A 16,835-nucleotide genomic window follows, 5' to 3' on the forward strand; every position below is an offset into this window, starting at 1 on the left:
GCCCCGCACCCCCCGGCGGCCGCGCCGTCAGGCGGCGGCGTAGACGGTGGCGATGTCGATCTCGTTGGTGTCCGGGTGCCAGGCGCCGAGCACCTGAACGTGCCGGCCGACCCGCAGCAGGGACATGTCGCTGACGGCCGGGGTGCCGTTGTAGACGGCGGCGGACCGGTCCGGCACGACGTGCGCGACGATCCGACGGCCCTTGTGGTCGAGGTGCAGCACGTTGCGGCCGACCGCCGCGATGTGTCCGTGCAGGTTGACGATGTTGACCCACACGGCGTCCGCGGCGAGCGTGCCGTCGGGCAGGCGGACGCCGCGGGCGTAGAGCCCGTCGCCGACGGCGACCCGGTCGAACGTGGTCGGGTGCAGCTTCCAGATGCTCGTGCCGTCGGTGATCCGGATCGAGTGGAGCACGGTGTCCGAGCCGGTGACCAGCAGCATGTTGCCGGAGATCGTGCTGATCCGGCCCTCGGCGAAGTTCGGGTCCGGCGTGCCGGGTTCGACGGTCGCGGCGTCGGCGGCGAACGCCGCCTCGGGGGCGAGCGAGCCGAGCCCGGTGGCGCCGACCACGCCGCCGAGCGCGGCGGTGGCGAGCAGCCGACGGCGCCTCAGGGTCTGGTCCATGGGGTCCTCCCGTTCAGACGCTGTCGACCGAGCAGGGCCGCAGCCCGGTGGAGAGACTGGCGATCGCGCTGTACGCCGCGGGCGTCAGGTCGATGATCCGGTTGCTGCCGCAGGCCGAGCCGCAGCAGGTGCGCTCGCCGCAGAACAGGTCGGTCTGCGGGCCGCAGTCGGCGATGGCGGTGCCGACCCGGGCACCGTTGCAGAGGTTGGTGGTGTAGTGCCGGAAGCCGCAGCCGCGCCGGCTCATCCCGCTGATTCCGCACACGTGCGGGCGGGTGATGGCCAGGCACGCGTCCGAGGTGTTCGGCCAGGCGTGCTGGTAGTTGCCGGACGAACAGGTGCCGCAGGCACCGCCACCGGCCGAGCCGCAGGGACCCCAGGCGTTGCCGCAGCAGAACCACGACATCTCGCCTCTCAGAGCAACCACGGGTACCTCCCTCCAGATCCGATCAACAGCGACATTCATCGATATGGAAGGTGATTGTTGTGGCATAAATCATCGAAGTCAATGGATGGCCGGAAGGATTCTTACGCCCACGGCCGGCGGCCGGCCAGCGGGATCCGGAAGTGGACGGTCTGGTGGGTGTCGGCCCGGCCGTCGCGCGCGTCGTGCACCGGCTCGGCCACCGCCCGCCAGAACCGTTCGGCGCCGTCGACGCGGGTGTCGGTGTGCAGGTACAGCTCCCGGTAGCGGGGTTGCCGGCAGACGAAGTCGACGGCGAGACCGACGAGGGCGCGGGCGAGCCCCCGCCGGCGGTGCTCGGGCCGGACGTAGACCCGGAAGAGCTGCGCGGTGGACTCCTCCGGAAAGCGCTCCGCGAGGGAGCGCGGGTGCGGTGGGCTCTTCGGCGCCGCGGCGCGGACCGCGGTGGTGCCGACGACCTCCTCGCCCCGGGTCGCGACGAACAGGGCGTGCGGTGGCGGCGTCAGATAGGTGCCGGCCAGGTCGATGACGTCGTGGTGCCAGTCGGGGCGGTAGCCGTGCCCGAACTCCCGGTAGAACGTGTCGAGCATGACGCTGCGGGCCCCGTCGAGGTGCCGGCCGTCGGCCATCCGCACCTCGTACGCGCCCACGCCGTGTCGGTACTGCCGCATGGTCTCTCCCCTCATCGTGTCGCCGCCGTCGGATCCGCCCGCCGCTCCTCGTCGTCCCGTTGCCGAGGCTCCGGGGCGGCGGGCAGCAGCGCGCGGGTCAGCGGGTGCCGGGCCGCGCCGAGCAGGGCGTCGGCGGGTCCCTGCTCGACGACGCGTCCGCCGTCGAGCACGACGATCCGGTCGGCGAGGCGGGCCACGACGTCGCGGTCGTGACTGATCACGACCAGCGCCAGGTCGCGGCATCGACGCAGGCCGTCCAGCAGCGCGAGGACGCGCTCCCGGGCGTCGCCGTCCAGGCCGGCGGTGATCTCGTCGCAGATCAGCACGCGGGGCTCGCCGGCGAGGGCGCGGGCCAGCGCCGCGCGGTGCAACTCCCCGCCGGAGAGCCGGTCGGGCGTGCCGGCCACGGTGTGTTCGGCGAGGCCCACCTGGTCGAGCAGGCGCAGGGCGGTACGCCGGGCCTCGGCGTCGGTGGCGTCCCGCAGGCGCCGGGCGGCGCGGGCGACCTGGTCGAGGACCGGGCGGTACGCGTCGAAGCTCGCCCGGGCGTCCTGGAACACGTACTGGACGGCCGCGAGGTCGCGCCGGTCCCGCCGGTCGAGGTGCGGGTCGAGGCGTCGGCCGGCGAGCGCGACCCGGCCGCCGGTGGGCGGGTGCAGCCCGGCGACGCAGCGCGCCAGAGTCGTCTTGCCGCTGCCGGACCGGCCGACCACGGCGAGGCACTCCCCGGCGGCGGCCGTCGCGCCGACGTCGCGGAGGACGGTGCGCCGGCGACCCCCGTGGCGGTGGGTGGCCACGAGGCCGGCGACGGCGAGCAGCGGCGGGACGTCCCGGCCGGGCGAGCAGCGGGTCGAGCCGGCCCGGCGGCTGTCGGTGGCCGGGCCCCGGGTCGGCGGGCCGCCGGCCGACTCCCGGTCGTGGTGGTCCCACGCGGCCAGGACCTCGGCCGTCGGGCCCTGCGCGACGGCGGCCCCGTGGCGCAGCACCAGGACCCGGTCCGCGACGGCGCGGACGAGGGGCAGGTCGTGACTCAGCAGGACCACCGCCATGCCGTGGCGGGCGAGCGCCGTCAGTTCGCGCGCGACGTCGCGGCGGGTGAGCGCGTCCTGCCCGGTGGTGGGTTCGTCGGCGACGAGGAGGACCGCCCGCGAGAGCAGGGCGTGGGCGATGACCAGCCGCTGTTGCTGCCCGCCGGAGAGTTGGTGGGGGAAGCGCCGCAGGAACCGGCGGTCGGTGGGCAGGGCCATCCGGTCGAGCACCTCGGACACCGCCTGCCGCCGGGCGCGGCGGGTCCGGCCGGGCGGGTGGCGCCGGGCGATCTCGCCGAGCACGGCGCCGACGCGGCGGAGGGGATGCAGCGCCACGGCGGGCTGCTGCGGGACGTACCCGACGCTGCCGGCCGGGGGCGGCGCGCCGGCGGCGACGGCCGAGCCCGCCAGCGCGATCCCGCCGGTGAGGCGGACGCCCGGCGTGGTCTCGCCGAGCAACGCCCGGCCGGTGGTGCTCTTGCCGCTGCCCGACGCGCCGACGACGGCGAGGATCTCTCCGGCGGCGAGGTCGAAGGACACCCCGTCGACGAGCCGCCGCTGCCCGGCCGCGGCGGTCAGCCGCCGCACCCGCAGGAGCGGCCCGCCGGGCGACGGTCGCCGATCCGCTTCGGGAGCCTGCGGACCGGAGCGGCGGTCCCGGCGGGACGGGCGGGCGCCCCGGGCGGGTGGCCCCGCGTCGCCGGGCGGCGGGGCCGGATCGGCGCGGGCGGCCAGCACCTGGTCGGCGACCAGGTTGACGCCCACCGCCAGGGCGACGACCAGCGCGGCCGGTACGACGACGGCCCACGGTTGCAGGAACAGCCCGGTGCGGTTGCGGTCGACCATCACGGCCCAGTCGTCGGCGTCGGGAGCGACGCCGACGCCGAGGAAGCTGGCCGTGGCGACCAGGTAGACCGCGCCGACGAACCGGACCCCGGCGTCGGCGAGCAGGACCCGGCGGACGCCGCGCCCCACGTACCCGCCGGCCCGGCGCCACCACGTCTCCCGGTGCAGGCGCATCGCCTCCATCGCCGGCCCGTGGGCGAGCGGCAGGGCGGCGGCCCGGGTGACCCGGGCGATCTCGGGAAGGGCGATGAGCGCCACGACGCCGACGAGGGTGGCCGGCCCGGGCCGTGCGACGGCGGCCACCAGGATCAGCAGCAGCAGGGACGGCACGGCGAGGACCAGGTCCAGCGGGCGCATGAGGATCTCGTCGACCCACCGGCGGCGGGTCGTCGCGGCGAGCAGGCCGACGGGGACCCCGACGAGGTAGGCCAGCAGGGTGGCGGCGACGGCCACCAGGACCACGGAGCGGCCACCGAGCAGCACCTGGCGCAGGACGTCCCGGCCGACGAAGTCGGTGCCGAGCGGCCCGTCGGGGGCGAACGGCAGACCGCGGGAAGTGGCGTCGCCGGCCAGGGCGGGGCCGAGCACGGCGAGGCCGAGCGGCACGGCGAGCAGCAGGCCCGCGGCGAGCGTACGCAGCGGGGGCCTCACCGGACGGCTCCGGTACGCGGCGCGAGCCGGAACGCCACCAGGTCGGCGGTCAGGTTCACGGCCACGGCGGTGACGGCGACGAGCACGCACAGCGCCTGGACCGTGGGGACGTCCCGAGTGGAGACGGCGTCGACGAGGGCGGTGCCGAGACCGGGTACGACGAACACCGCCTCGACGACGATGACGCCGCCGAGCAGCCAGTCGGTGGTACGGGCGAGCTGCTGGGCCACCGGGGCCAGGGCGTGGGGCAGCGCGTGGCGCAGCCAGAGCCGGCCGCCGGTGATGCCGAGACGCCGGGCGTGCCCGACGTGGTCGGCGCGCAGCGCGTCCACCATGCCGGCCCGGGTGAGCCGGCTGATCGTGCAGACGGGCCGGGCCAGCAGGACGAGCAGGGGAAGGACGAGGACTGCCGGCCGCGCCGTGAGGTCGGCGCCGAACGCCGTGGGCGGCAACCAGCCGAGCTGTACGCCGAACCCGGCGACGAACAGGATCGCCAGCGCGAACTCCGGCACGGCGTACAGGGCGACGGACCCGGCGGACAGCGCCCGGTCGAGCCGGCCCCCTTCGCGCCGGGCGGCCAGCATGCCGACGCCCACGGCCAGCGGCGCCAGCACCGTCAGGGTGAGGGTCGCCAGCAGCACGGTGGCGCCGGCGCTGTCGGCGAGCCGCTCGGCGACCGGCCGCTGGGAGACCAGCGAGACGCCGAGGTCGCCCCGCAGGAGGCCGGTCAGCCAGTCGAGGTAGCGCTGCCAGGCCGGCTGGTCCAGGTGCAGGTGCGCGCGGATCAGGGCGATGCGGGCCGGATCGGGCTGGTCACCGGCGATCACCACGGCGGCGTCACCGGGCAGCGCCTCGGTGAGCACGAAGACGACGGTGGCGACGCCGGCGACCTGCCCGACGCCGAGCAGCAGCCGCCGGACGGCGTAGCGGGGCAGGCTCATCCCAGCCAGACCTTGTCGAAGCGGGCCCAGTCGAGGGTGTTGGCGGGGGCGTCGGCCGAGACGCCGCCGACCCGTGGGCTGGTGGCGACGAGGAAGTCGGCGAAGCCCCAGACCAGGAAGCCGCCCTCGGCGTGCAGCCTGCGCTGCATGTCGCCGTACGCCTGCCGCCGGGCCGGCTCGTCGGCGCTGGAGACGGCCCTGGCGTAGAGGGCGTCGAAGTCGGGCCGCGCCCACCTGGTGGCGTTGGTGGTGGAGTGGGTGAGCAGTCGCTGGGAGATGTGCGTCTCGATGGGCATGGCGCCGGAGCGGTACGACGCCAGCACGCCCGAGCCGAGGATGTCCCTCCAGTAGGTGTCCTTGTCGCCGATCCTCGGTTCGACGACGAGGCCGGCCTTCCTGGCCTGGTCGGCGAAGACGCTGGCGGCCTCGACGAAGCCGCTGGCCACCGGCGCGGTGTCGAGCGGGATCCGCAGGCCGCGGGCGCCGGCCCGGTCGACGAGGAACCGGGCCCGGTCGAGGTCCTGGGAGCGCTGGGCGATGTCGTCGGCGTAGTGCTGGTAGCCCTTGCCGAACAGGTCGTTGCCGACCTGCCCGGAGCCGGCGAGCACGGTGTCGACGAGCTGCCGCCGGTCGGTCAGCAGGAACATGGCCTCGCGCAGGTCGCGGTCGTCGAACGGGGGCCGGTCCACCTTCATCGCGAAGGACTGCATGGTGCTGTTCGGCATCCGCGTGACGGTCATCCGGCGGTCGCCGGCGTACGTGCGGGCGGTGGTCGGGGTGACGTCGTGCGCGTAGTCCACCTGGCCGGCGAGCAGGGCGTTGACCCGGGCGGACTCCTCGTTGCTGGTCAGGTACTCCAGCTCGTCGAGGTGGGCCGCGCCGTCCCAGTGGTCGGCGTACCGCCGCAGCAGCAGCGACCGGCCCGGCCGCCAGGTGTCGAACGTGAACGGACCGGAGCCGACGGGGCGGTCGAAGGTCTCCGTGCCCTCGGGGACGATGTAGGCGCCGAAGGACGCGAGGGCGTTGGGGAACTCGGCGAAGGGCCGCTTGAGCGCCAGCTCCACGACGCGGTCGCCGACCGCCCCGCTCGCGGCCAGGTCGATCATGTCGAGGCTCGCCCTGGCGCGGAAGGCCCGCTTCGGGTCGGTGATCCGTGCGTAGCTGTACAGGACGTCGGCGGCGCGTACCGGCCGGCCGTCGTGGAAGGTGGCCTGGCGCAGGGTGATCCGCCACCGGGTGAGGTCGGCGCTGGGTTCCCAGCCTTCGGCGAGGCGGGGCCGGATGGAGACGTCGGGGCCGTAGTCGGCGAGCTTGTCGAACATGGCCTTGGCCCGCGACGCCTCGTTGAACAGGTTCGCCAGATGGGGGTCGAGGGTCTCGTTGGCGCCGCCGCCGGCGAACGCCGCCCGCAGCCGTCCGCCGCGCCGGGGCCGGCCGGACGGGGCGGCGGACGGGCCGGTGTGGACGCCGCAGCCGGTCAGCGCGACACCGGTCGAGGCGGCGGCGGAGAGGGCGGCGGCGCCGAGCAGACCGCGGCGGGTCAGCCTCGGCGTGGCGGTGGGCGAGAGGGGCATGCTGGTGGGTCCCTTCCGGAGGCAGGTGGAACGTCGGGCCGAGCGAACGCCGAAACGATAACGGTTTCCATTTGCGTTCCGGTCGGGAGGGTCGCCGAAGGTATGGCATTGCAGCTGCATTGCGAACGACGTACGGTGATGGCAATGCAGGTGTATTGCAAAAGGGGGTCGGCATGCGCGTGATCGCGTTGTCCGAGGTGACCGGGGACATGACCGAGCTGGTGGGTGGCAAGGCGGCCCGGCTGGGGGAACTGGCGCGGTCGGGTGAGCGGGTGCCGGACGGCTTCTGCGTCACGACCGCCGCCCACGAGCGGGGCGTGGTGCCGCGGGCCGAGGTCGCGCAGGCGTACGAGCGGCTCGGCGGGGGACCGGTGGCGGTGCGCTCCAGCGCGACCGCGGAGGACCTCCCGGACGCCAGCTTCGCCGGGCAGCAGGACACCTTCCTCGCCGTCACCGGGATCGCCGATCTCCTGACGGCGATCGAGGCATGCCGGCGCTCGCTGCACGACCCCCGCGCCGTCGCCTACCGCGACGCCCACGGGATCGACCACGCGTCGGCGCGGATGGCCGTCCTCGTGCAGCGCATGGTCGACCCGGTGACCGCGGGGGTGCTGTTCACCGCCAACCCGCTCACCGGCTGCCGCACCGAGATGATGGTGGAGGCGGCCGAGGGGCTCGGCACGACCGTCGTGGACGGCAGCGCCGCCGTGGAACGGTACGTCCTCGACGGCTCGCCCCCGGCCGGCGCCGGCCGGCTCACCGCCGAGCGGCTGGGCGAGCTGCGGGACGCGGGCCGCCGCCTCCAGGACCGGTTCGGCTGCCCGCAGGACGTCGAATGGGCGTACGACCGGCAGGGCGTGCTCTGGCTGCTCCAGTCGCGGCCGATCACCACGCTGTTCCCGCTGCCGCCGGAGACCGGGCGGCCGGCTCCCCGGGTCTACCTGGAGTTCGGCCACGTGCAGGGCATGCGGCAACCCGCCACCCCGATGGGCATGTCCACCCTGAAGTCGCTGGTGGCGGCGATGCTGGCGTCGTTCGGCCTGACCGTGGAGATCACCGACATCGGCGGGCGCCTCTACGGCGACCTGACCGACCTCGCGCGGCACCCGTCGACCCGCAAACGGCTGGTCAAGCTGATGGCGGTGGACTTCGGGCCGCGAGCCCAGGCGGTGATGGAGCACGTGCTCGCCGATCCGCGCTTCGCGCCGCTGCCGGCTTCCGGTCCGGGGCGTACGGCCACCGGCCCGGCGCTGCGGACCGCCGCCCGCGCGGCGACCGGTGTCGTGCGGGCGCTGGTCCGCCCGGAGGCCGCCCGGGCCCGGCTGTTCCGGGAGGTCGAACGTCTCCGGGTCGGCTCGGCCGCGCCCGCCGGGCTGGACACCGCCGCCGACCGGCTGCGGTACGTGCGCGACGAGGACCCGTCGGCCGGTCCCGACGACATCGTCTGGCCGATCGTCGCCGGGATGCTCGCCGCCACGCTGCCGGCCTCGCTGCTGCGGGGCGTGGCCGGCCCCGGCGAGATCGACACGGTGCTGGGCGGCATGCCGCACAACGTCACCATCGAGATGGACCTGGCGTTGTGGCGGCTGAGCCAGCAGGCCGCCGCGCACCGCCACCTGCTGCTCACCACCCCACCGCACGACCTGGCCACGGCGTACGCCCGGGGAACGCTGCCCGACATCGGCCTGGCGGCGTTCCTGGACCGTTACGGCCACCGCGCCGTCGCCGAGGTGGACCTCGGGGTGCCGCGCTGGGACGAGGACCCGACACCGGTCTTCGCGATGATCGCCAACTACCTGCGCGTCACCGACCCGGAGCAGGCCCCGGACCGGCGCTTCGCCCGCGCCGCCGAGGCCGCCGAGGCCGCCTGCGCGGACCTCGTCGCCCGGGCGCGCCGGCGCCGGCCGGTCCGCGGCCGGATCGCCGGATTCCTCCTGCGCCGGGCACGGATGCTGGCCGGCCTGCGGGAGGCCGGCAAGTTCGCCGGCCTCTACCGGCTACGGGAGATGCGCCGTCAACTGCTGCTCGTCGGCGCCGAGCTGGCGGAGCGGGGGCTGCTGGGGCGGCCCGACGACATCATGTTCCTCACCCTCGACGAGACGCACGTGGCCGTGCGCGACGGCGCCGACCACCGCTCGACGGTCGCCGCGCGCCGCGCGACGTACCGGCGGGAACTGCGCCGCCCGGCGGTGCCGGTGGCGCTGCTCTCCGACGGCACCGACGTCGAGGCCGTCCTCGCGCCGCCGCCGGCCCCGGACGGCGCCCTGCGGGGGGTGGGCGCGGCGGCGGGCCGGGCGACCGGCCCGGCCCGGGTGGTCCACGACCCGGCCACCGCCCACGTCGAACCCGGGGACGTGCTGGTCGCTGCCACCACCGATCCCGGCTGGACGCCCCTGTTCCTCACCGCCGCCGCGCTGGTCACCGAGACGGGGGCGGTGATGGCGCACGGCCCGACGGTCGCCCGGGAGTACGGCATCCCCGCCGTCATCTGCGTCCCCGACGCCACCCGCAGGATCCGGACCGGTCAACTCGTCACGGTGGACGCCGCCGCCGGCACGGTGACCCTGCACCCCGCCTCCGGGGCCGCGGAGCCGTCGGTGATCGGCGAGGCGTGCGCGTCGTGACAGCATGAGGCCATGCCGAAGAAGGTCGACCGCCACGAACGGCGCACGCTGATCGCGGCCGCCCTGATGCGCGTGGCCGCGCGTCAGGGCGTGGAGGCCGTGAGCCTGCGTCACGTGGCGGCCGAGGCCGGCGTCTCGGCCGGAATGGTCCAGCACTACTTCCGCACCAAGGACGAGATGATGGCCTTCGCCATGGCCGTCGTGCGGGAGCGCAGCCAGGCCCGGGTGACCGACGCGATCGCGCGGCTCGGCGAGGACCCGGCCCCCCGGCTGCTGCTCCGTACGATGGTCGCCGCGCTGCTACCGCTGTCCGAGGAGTCGCTCGCCGACGGGCGGGTCGCCCTGGCGTTCCTCGCGTACGCGGCGGTGCGGCCGGACGTCGCCGCCGGCATGCGCGAGGACACCGAGCAGATGCGCGCCTTCGTCGCCGGTCTCATCCCGGGTCCCCGGCGGGACGAGTACGCGGCCGGCGTGCTGGCGCTGATGGAGGGGCTGGGTGTCCACCTGCTCGGCGGCCACTACACCGCCGCGCAGGCGCTCGCCGCGTTGGACGCCCACCTCGACCTCGTGTTCGCCGGCGGCGGGACGTCTCGATAAAAGTTTTCGTCTCCATTGATGATCCTCTTGGAACTTATCTCCAGAGCGACTAACCTCCTGTGGACCACCTACCGTCCATCGTGGAGGAGACTGGTCATGCGCAAGCTGATGTCAGCGGTCGGAGCGGGGGCCCTGCTGACCGTGGGGTTGTTGGCCGGCGCCGCGCCGGCGCAGGCGGCGAGCTGCACCCTCGTGCAGTCCGAGATCTACAACGGCGCCAACATGATCGCGTGGTCCCAGGGGCTGCAGGGCTGTTCGGGCGACGTCTACTGGGAGATCCAGTCGGGCGACGCGGGTGCCTGGCAGGTCGCGCAGAGCGGCACCACGCACTACGACAACGCGGTCCAGAGCTACTACGGTGACGTCGACCTGCCGTGTTACCTGCGGGTCTACGCGAAGTTCGGCAGCCAGGAGAAGCTGACCCAGCCGGTGCAGAACTACAACTGCGCCGGCTGACGCCCGCCGGCACGGGCCGCAGCCGCACGGCTCCGGCCCGTGCCGAGAGCATCAGGCGGGACGACCCCCGGTCGGGATCACACCGTCCCGACCGGGCGCTGGTGGGCGCCGGTGATGTCGGTGCCGACGATGTGTGGCGTGGAGCCGGTGACGAAGAGCCGGTAGCCGTCGTGGTAGCCGACGTAGGAGCCCCGCTGGTGGTGCGTGACCCGCAGGTTCAGCCGCGTGCCGGCGGCAACCTGGACCTGGATCGTGTCGGCCAGCTCGACGGAGTTCGACACGGCGAGCACCCGCCCCGTGTCGTCGGTCAGCCGCAGGTCGAAGTCGTCCACGAGCGCCGTGCCACGCGCCGCGCCGCTCGGGTAGTCCAGGTGGTTGTTCGCGGCGCTGGTCACGTACCCCGACAGGGTCGCGAGGTCGTAGCGCATCCAATTCGGGACGACGTTGACGGTGACCCACTGGGTGCTCTGGGAGGTGAACCGGTAGTCGACGGAGCTGCCGGGCGACAGGGTGCTGCGCTCCACCATGAACGAGGTGTCGTTGCCGTAGCCGAGGCCGCGGGCGTACTCGTCGCGGTACTGCTCGTACAGCTCGTAGCTGCGGGTGGCGGTCCCGTACGGCACGGTCGCGGTACGGCGCACCGCGCCGCCGCTGGTGACGTACGCGCCGTCGGCCGTGCGCCCGAGCCCGTGCGCGCCGGCCGGGCCGAGCGGACCCAACGGGCCCAACGGGCCGAGCGGGCCGACGGGGCCCAGCACGCCCCACACGCCGCCGGCCTGGACCTGCTTGCTGAAGTCACCCAGGCTGGGCAGCGTCTCGTGGTACGCCTCGGGGGACAGCGGGCCGTCGGGGCCGAGCGGGCCCCACTCGCTCATCGGCCCGCCGTACCAGCCGAGCATGCCGGCCCAGTCGTCCCAGGCCGTCCCGGTGATCCAGCTTGACGGATGCCACGGCTCGACGCCGATCGGACCGGCGACGCCGAGCGGCCCCCAGGGGCCGATCAGCCCGTAGTGGCCCAGCGGGCCCATGGGCTTGAGGTAGTCGGCGGGGCGCAGCGGGTCGCCGGAATAGGTGGTCTGTATCGTGGGGCTGACCGTGGACAGGTCGCCGCCGAGGGCCTCCACCGAGGTCGCCGACACGTAGCCGGTGTCCGCCGCCCGGGCGGGGGGCGCCGCCGCGACGACGCCCACCGTGGCGGCGAGCAGTGCGGTGAGAAGGCGCCGTCGGGCCGGCGTCGCCCGGCGGCGTGCTGCGGTTGTCCCCTGCATGTGTCGTGCTCCCGTGTCGTGTCGTCGATGGACCTGGCCGGCGCCCCGGCATGCCCGGACACGCGTCACCGCAGCCGACGGCGCCGCCCCTGGAAATGGGCGGAGACGGGTGGGGGTGGTGCCTCGGCGTCGGAAATCACATGCCGACCGGGCCGATAAACCGGCGGACAGAGCGTACAAAAGAACGGGCCGCGCGGGAAATCCGGGAAAGCGTGACTTTCGTCTTCTTGACTCCACCGCGGGCCGCCGCCGCCAATGCGGCGGCGCCGGACGGCTCGCCCCGCGACGATTTCGGTGGACGACGGGAAAATCCGGGTGGGCCGCCAGGGAAATGACGCGGAAAGCGACGGCGCGAAATGCGGGACCGGTCGGCGCAGGCCGCCGGGCGTGCCGGCCGGGCGACGACGGCTCCCGGGCCCCGCTTCCCGGATCCGCTGTCCACCCGGCCGGCCCTTGGCAGAGTGAGGGCGTGACCGAGAAGGGGCCGACGGTGGCGGCCGGCCGGATCCAGCTGGTCGGGGAGTCCAGCGCGGTCAGCCGGCTGGAGCTCTTTCTCGACCTGATCTTCGTCTTCGCCTTCATCACCGTGTCCAGCACGGTCGCGGCCGACCTGACCGTCACGAGCCTGCTGCACGGCGTGGTGCTGCTGGTCCTGCTGTGGACCTGCTGGCTGTCGTACGCCTGGCTCGGCAACGTCGTCCGGGTGGACCGGGGCGTCATGCCGGTGGTCATCTTCGGCCTGGCGGCGCTGATCCTGGTCGTGGGGGTGACCCTCAACGAAACGTTCGCCGACAAGCCGGGCGGCCTGCACGGGCCGCTGGTCGTCGTGGTCTGCTACCTGGTCGTCCGCTCCGGCGCGCTGCTGGTGGCCACCGTCGCCGTCTGGCGGGATCCCGCCGCCCGGCGCACGTACCCGCGTGTCTGGGTGCCCCTGCTCGCCGCCGCGCCGTTGCTGCTGGCCGCGGGCCTCCTGCCCATCGGCACGTTCGGTGCCGACGGCGAAGCCCTGGAGTGGGCCCGCTTCGCGCTGCTGCTGGCCGCCTTCCTCGTCGAGTACCTCGGGATAACGATCATCGGCGTGAGCTGGTGGCGCGTCCAGTCCGTCAAGCACTGGACCGAGCGGTTCCATCTGATCATCCTGGTGGCGTTCGGCGAGATCATCATCTCGGCCGGCACGGGCCAGGGTGTCGGCTGGGCCAGCCCGGTCACCTGGGGGGTGGTCGGGGGCGCCGTGCTCAGCATGCTGCTGGTGGGCGTGCTCTGGTGGACGTACTTCGACATCGCCAGGTTCTCCGCCGAGGACGCGTTGGAACAGACCACCGGCGTCGCCCGCTCGCGGCTCGCCCGGGACGCGTACACGTTCCTGCACCTGCCGATGATCGTCGGGCTGATCCTGCTCTCGCTCGGGCTCAAGCACACGTTCAACAACGTGGCGTTCCAGTCGGTGCGGTCGGAGCCGGCGCTCGGCCTCTTCGCCCTGTACGGCGGGGTGGCGCTGTACCTGCTCGCCCTGATCGCCTTCGAGCGCCGGACGATCGGCATCTGGGGCCGCGGGCCGCTCGTCGGCCTCGTCCTGGTGCTGGCGCTCGCCCCGGTGGCGGCGGGGACGCCGTTGGTCGCCCAGCTGGGGCTGCTCGCCGCCGCAGTCGCCAGCCTGGTCCTGCTCGACCGCACCGTCTTCCGGGTGCGGCACCGGGCGCTGCACCAGGCGATCGAGCCGGTCACCGAGCGCTCCACCGGGGTCACGCCCAAGGAACTCTTCCTCGACCTGGTCTTCGTCTACGCCTTCATCCAGGTCACCGAGCTGATGACCGCGCAACCCGGCGGGCGCGGGCTGATCCGGGGGCTGGCGGTGCTCGTGCTGCTCTGGTGGGCGTGGTGCAGCTACGCCTGGCTCGGCAGCTCGTTCCGCACCGAGAACGCCCTCGCCCGGCTCCTGCTCCTCGGCGCCGCGGCGAGCGTCCTGGTGATCGCCGTCGCCGTGCCCGTGGTCTTCATCAACCTGCCCGGCGGCCTGCCGGGACCGCTGGTCTTCGTGACGTGTTACGGCCTCGTGCGCGCCCTGAACTTCGTCGCGTTCTGGACGGTGGCCCGGAAGGACCGGCTGTTCCGCGGCCAGTTGGTGCGGCTCGCGGTGTCGGCCGCGGTGGCGCTCGCGCTGCTCTACGCCGCCGCCGCCGTCCCGCCGCCGTCGGACGACCCGCAGGCGTTCCAGCCCGTCCGTGTCGCCCTGTGGGCGGCGGCCGTCGTCGTCGATCTGGGCAGCGGCTACCTGCTCAACGCCCGGCACTGGCCGGTGCGCTCCGCCGAGCACTGGGCCGACCGGTTCGGCCTGATCATCCTCGTCGCGCTCGGCGGCGCGATCGTCTCGACCGGCGCGTCGGTGGCCAACCGCGCGGTCTCCGTGCCGGTGGTCGTCGCCTCCGTGCTGAGCCTGGTGGTGGTCGCGATGCTCTGGTGGGTGTACTTCGACGTCGACGCCACCGCGGGGCAGCGGGGCGTGCAGAGGCTGCACGACGGCCGGCGCAGCCGCCTCGCACTCGAGGCGTACACGTACTCGCACCTGCCGATGATCGCCGGGGTCGTGCTGGTCGCGCTCGGGCTGCGCAAGACGGTGGCGGAGGTCGAGCGGGTCGCCGGACCCGTCGGGTGGTGGGACATGTCCCACCTCACCCTCTACGGCGGGGTGATCGTCTTCCTCCTCGCCGACCAGGCCTTCTGGTGGCGCATCCAGCACCGGGTCCGTGGCCTCCGGCTCGTCGCGATCGTGGCGCTGGTCGGGCTGACCGCGGTGACCACCACGGTGTCCCGGCTGGCGGGGCTGGCGGTCCTCGCCGGCGTCCTGAGCGCGTTCGCGCTGGCCGAGGCCGTCAGCACCCGCCAACTGCGGCACGCCGCGCACGACCCGCTGGTCCCGGAGTCGTCCGCACCGCACCGGCCCTGACCGGGCGCCGCCGGGAGCCGGCCCGGAAGAAATGCCGAGGCCCGTCATCCGGTACGCCGGAAACGGCAATTCCCCATCGTCGTCCTCGTCACACGGCAATGGCGGTGGGTCACACGGAGAAACTGCCCGGAATGGCGCCCCGGCCCATGACGGTCGGGGCAGAATGTGCGAATGAGGGCCGCCGTCAATTGATTCGCCATTCCCGTCGCCCCTGCTGGCGTCGTTCCGCCCCGCCGCCCGGCCACCCGGGGCTCGACGCGCTGGCGGCGGTGCGGCGGTCGACACGTCACGGCGTCAGGTGCTTCTCGAACCAGTGGTGCGCGTAGTGCTCGGTGTTGTAGGGCTCGATCTCCCGGTAGCCGGCCGCGCGGTACATCGCGATCGCCTCGGTGAGGTTGCGATTGGTGTCCAGCCGGACGGCGGTCCAGCCCCGTGCGGCGGCGTGCCGTTCCAGCTCGCCGAGCATCCGCCGCCCGACCCCGAGCCCGCGTACGGTGTCCGCCACCCAGACCCGCTTGATCTCGGCGGGCGCGTCGCGGTGGAGCTTGACCGCGCCGCACCCGACGGCCTCGCCGTTGAGGGTGGCGAGCAGGAACAGGCCGGCCGGCGGGACGAGGTCCTCGTCGTGCACCGGGTTGCTCCGGCTCGGATCGAACCCGTCGTCGAAGCGTCGGGCGACCTCCCGGGCGTAGGCCCGCGTGCATGCCCGGGCCCGCGGGTCGCCGGGCGGGCAGGGTGCGATGACCACCATCGACGCGACGAGCAGCCGCTCGACCTCGGCCATCGCGGCGACGAGCCGCTCCCGGCGCCGCGCGGACAGCGGCGCGAGGATCGACGAGGCGAACTCGTCGGAGCGCCTGTCGAGTTCGGACCACTCCGCCCGGCCGGCGTCGGTCAACGTGGCGACCCGTACCCGCCCGTCGCCCCCGACCTGGTCGGACGGCCCGACGGTGACCAGCCCGTCGTGCTCCAGGGCGCGCAGGAGCCGGCTGAGGTGACCCGAGTCCAGCCCGAGCCGGGCCCGGAGCGACGCGACCTCGCTGCCACCGGGACCGATCTCCCACAGCACCCGCGCCTGCGCGAGGGGACGCCCGCGCGCCATGTAGGCGTCGTCGAGGGCGCCCACCCGCTGGGTCACCGTCCGGTTGAACCGCCGCACCGCGGCGACGAGCTGATCCGAGGTCATGAAACCTGACTTTAGTCAGCCATCCATCCCGGCGCCAGGGCTTGCGGATCCCGGTGGCCGGGTGGTGCCCGGTCGAACGTCGTGGCCGAGCGGCCGGTCGCCCGGCTATGGTGTCGGCCATGCAGGATCGGCACGGTCTCCGCCGCGTCGGCAAGCGCGTCTCGCTGCCGGCGCTGCTGATGCTCGCCGTGCTGGTCATGGTGCTGTCGGCGGCGCGGGCCGTCGGGCTGTGCATCGTGTTCCGGTGCACCCGGCGGGCCGTCCCCGGGTGCGTGCCGGCGTGGTCGGCGGACCGTGCTCCGCCCGGGCTGACGTTCGCCGTCTGAAGCCTGTTCGCCTCCCGGCGCCCTACGGCGCCGGCCCGTGGCTTGGAGCACCATGCCGACCCTGCGTCACGACCCGCGCCCCCGTTTCCTGTCCGTCGGTGACGGACCGCCCCGACCGACGACGTGCGCCACCGCGCGTACTCCGGCACGGGGACGATGAGCATGCTGGCTCCCGGCGCGTACGCCCGCCTCGGCGTACGACATCCCGTCGCCCTGGACCTCGGCACGTCGACGGTGCGTGTGTGGACCCCGGTGCACGGGGAGGTCATCACCGAACCCGCCGTCGTCGCACGGATACCCTCCGGCGGCCATGCCGTCGGAAACGCCGCGATGGACCTGCGCGCCACCAGCGGCGCCAAGCTGCTGTGGCCGGTGCGGCACGGCGTGGTGGAGGACTTCTTCGCCTGCGTACACCTGTTGCGGGTGGTGGCGGCGGCCGCCGGGCGGCCGGGCGACGACGTCTCACCGGTCGTCGTCGGCGTGCCGGCCACCGCCACGTTGCAGCAGAAGAACCTCCTGGTCGCGGTGGTCCGCCGGGCGCTCGGCGGGCGCGTCGCCACCGTGGAGGAGCCGTTGGCGGCCGCCCTGGCCTGCCAGGCCGACCTGGACCGCGACGACGTCGTCGCCGTCGACATCGGGCACGGCCGCACCGAGATCGCCCCCATCGCCGCCCGC

Annotated in this window: 14 protein-coding genes; 6 read left to right on the forward strand and 8 right to left on the reverse strand. The window is 74.4% G+C overall.

Annotated features, from left to right (window positions below):
* Window positions 1-27 precede the first annotated feature (27 nt).
* The 6 genes from AB0L34_RS26640 to AB0L34_RS26665 form a co-directional block, all read right to left on the reverse strand.
* Complete coding sequence (locus AB0L34_RS26640) at window positions 28-624, reverse strand: cell wall protein (protein WP_350685971.1); 597 nt, start codon at window positions 622-624, stop codon at window positions 28-30.
* A gap of 13 nt (window positions 625-637) precedes the next feature.
* Window positions 638-1,051, reverse strand: coding sequence for a hypothetical protein (locus AB0L34_RS26645; protein WP_357454667.1), 414 nt, complete (start codon window positions 1,049-1,051; stop codon window positions 638-640).
* A 101-nt stretch (window positions 1,052-1,152) separates the two neighbouring features.
* Window positions 1,153-1,719: a GNAT family N-acetyltransferase gene (locus AB0L34_RS26650; protein ID WP_363707594.1), complete on the reverse strand. Its 567-nt coding sequence runs from the start codon at window positions 1,717-1,719 to the stop codon at window positions 1,153-1,155.
* An 11-nt stretch (window positions 1,720-1,730) separates the two neighbouring features.
* A complete protein-coding gene (locus AB0L34_RS26655; protein ID WP_363707596.1) occupies window positions 1,731-4,244 on the reverse strand; it encodes an ATP-binding cassette domain-containing protein in 2,514 nt (837 codons plus the stop codon).
* Entirely contained in the window at window positions 4,241-5,185 is a 945-nt protein-coding gene (locus AB0L34_RS26660; RefSeq protein ID WP_363707598.1) for an ABC transporter permease, read from the reverse strand. The genes AB0L34_RS26655 and AB0L34_RS26660 overlap by 4 nt, the downstream gene beginning before the upstream one ends.
* The gene (locus AB0L34_RS26665) at window positions 5,182-6,759 is read right to left on the reverse strand and encodes an ABC transporter substrate-binding protein (RefSeq protein ID WP_363707600.1); all 1,578 of its coding nucleotides are present in this window, start codon (window positions 6,757-6,759) and stop codon (window positions 5,182-5,184) included. Before AB0L34_RS26665 ends, AB0L34_RS26660 begins: the two co-directional genes overlap by 4 nt.
* Before the next feature lie 173 nt (window positions 6,760-6,932).
* On the opposite strand from AB0L34_RS26665, the gene AB0L34_RS26670 reads away from it, so the two are divergent.
* The 3 genes from AB0L34_RS26670 (at window position 6,933) to AB0L34_RS26680 (ending at window position 10,436) form a co-directional block, all read left to right on the forward strand.
* Entirely contained in the window at window positions 6,933-9,383 is a 2,451-nt protein-coding gene (locus tag AB0L34_RS26670) for a PEP/pyruvate-binding domain-containing protein (RefSeq protein WP_363707602.1), read from the forward strand.
* 12 nt (window positions 9,384-9,395) lie between these two features.
* On the forward strand, window positions 9,396-9,980 hold the full coding sequence (locus AB0L34_RS26675) for a TetR family transcriptional regulator C-terminal domain-containing protein (RefSeq protein WP_357454685.1): 585 nt from the start codon (window positions 9,396-9,398) through the stop codon (window positions 9,978-9,980).
* Window positions 9,981-10,076: 96 nt separating this feature from the next.
* Window positions 10,077-10,436 carry a hypothetical protein gene (locus AB0L34_RS26680; RefSeq protein ID WP_357454688.1) on the forward strand — a complete coding sequence of 120 codons (360 nt, stop codon included), beginning with the start codon at window positions 10,077-10,079 and terminating at the stop codon, window positions 10,434-10,436.
* A gap of 77 nt (window positions 10,437-10,513) precedes the next feature.
* Here AB0L34_RS26680 and AB0L34_RS26685 read toward each other — a convergent pair whose 3' ends face one another.
* Window positions 10,514-11,704, reverse strand: a complete 1,191-nt coding sequence (locus AB0L34_RS26685; RefSeq protein WP_363707604.1) for a hypothetical protein — start codon at window positions 11,702-11,704, stop codon at window positions 10,514-10,516.
* 469 nt (window positions 11,705-12,173) lie between these two features.
* On the opposite strand from AB0L34_RS26685, the gene AB0L34_RS26690 reads away from it, so the two are divergent.
* Window positions 12,174-14,648, forward strand: a complete 2,475-nt coding sequence (locus tag AB0L34_RS26690) for a low temperature requirement protein A (protein ID WP_363707606.1) — start codon at window positions 12,174-12,176, stop codon at window positions 14,646-14,648.
* Window positions 14,649-14,934: 286 nt separating this feature from the next.
* Here AB0L34_RS26690 and AB0L34_RS26695 read toward each other — a convergent pair whose 3' ends face one another.
* Window positions 14,935-15,834, reverse strand: a complete 900-nt coding sequence (locus tag AB0L34_RS26695; RefSeq protein WP_363707608.1) for a bifunctional helix-turn-helix transcriptional regulator/GNAT family N-acetyltransferase — start codon at window positions 15,832-15,834, stop codon at window positions 14,935-14,937.
* A 119-nt stretch (window positions 15,835-15,953) separates the two neighbouring features.
* Between AB0L34_RS26695 and AB0L34_RS26700 the strand changes: the two genes are divergently transcribed.
* Window positions 15,954-16,160, forward strand: coding sequence for a hypothetical protein (locus tag AB0L34_RS26700; RefSeq protein WP_350708182.1), 207 nt, complete (start codon window positions 15,954-15,956; stop codon window positions 16,158-16,160).
* A 162-nt stretch (window positions 16,161-16,322) separates the two neighbouring features.
* A partial coding sequence (locus AB0L34_RS26705; RefSeq protein WP_363707609.1) for a rod shape-determining protein occupies window positions 16,323-16,835 on the forward strand: 513 nt, incomplete at its 3' end.

The sequence above is a fragment of the Micromonospora sp. NPDC052213 genome (genome assembly GCF_040679695.1).
In the GTDB taxonomy this organism is placed as follows: domain Bacteria; phylum Actinomycetota; class Actinomycetes; order Mycobacteriales; family Micromonosporaceae; genus Micromonospora.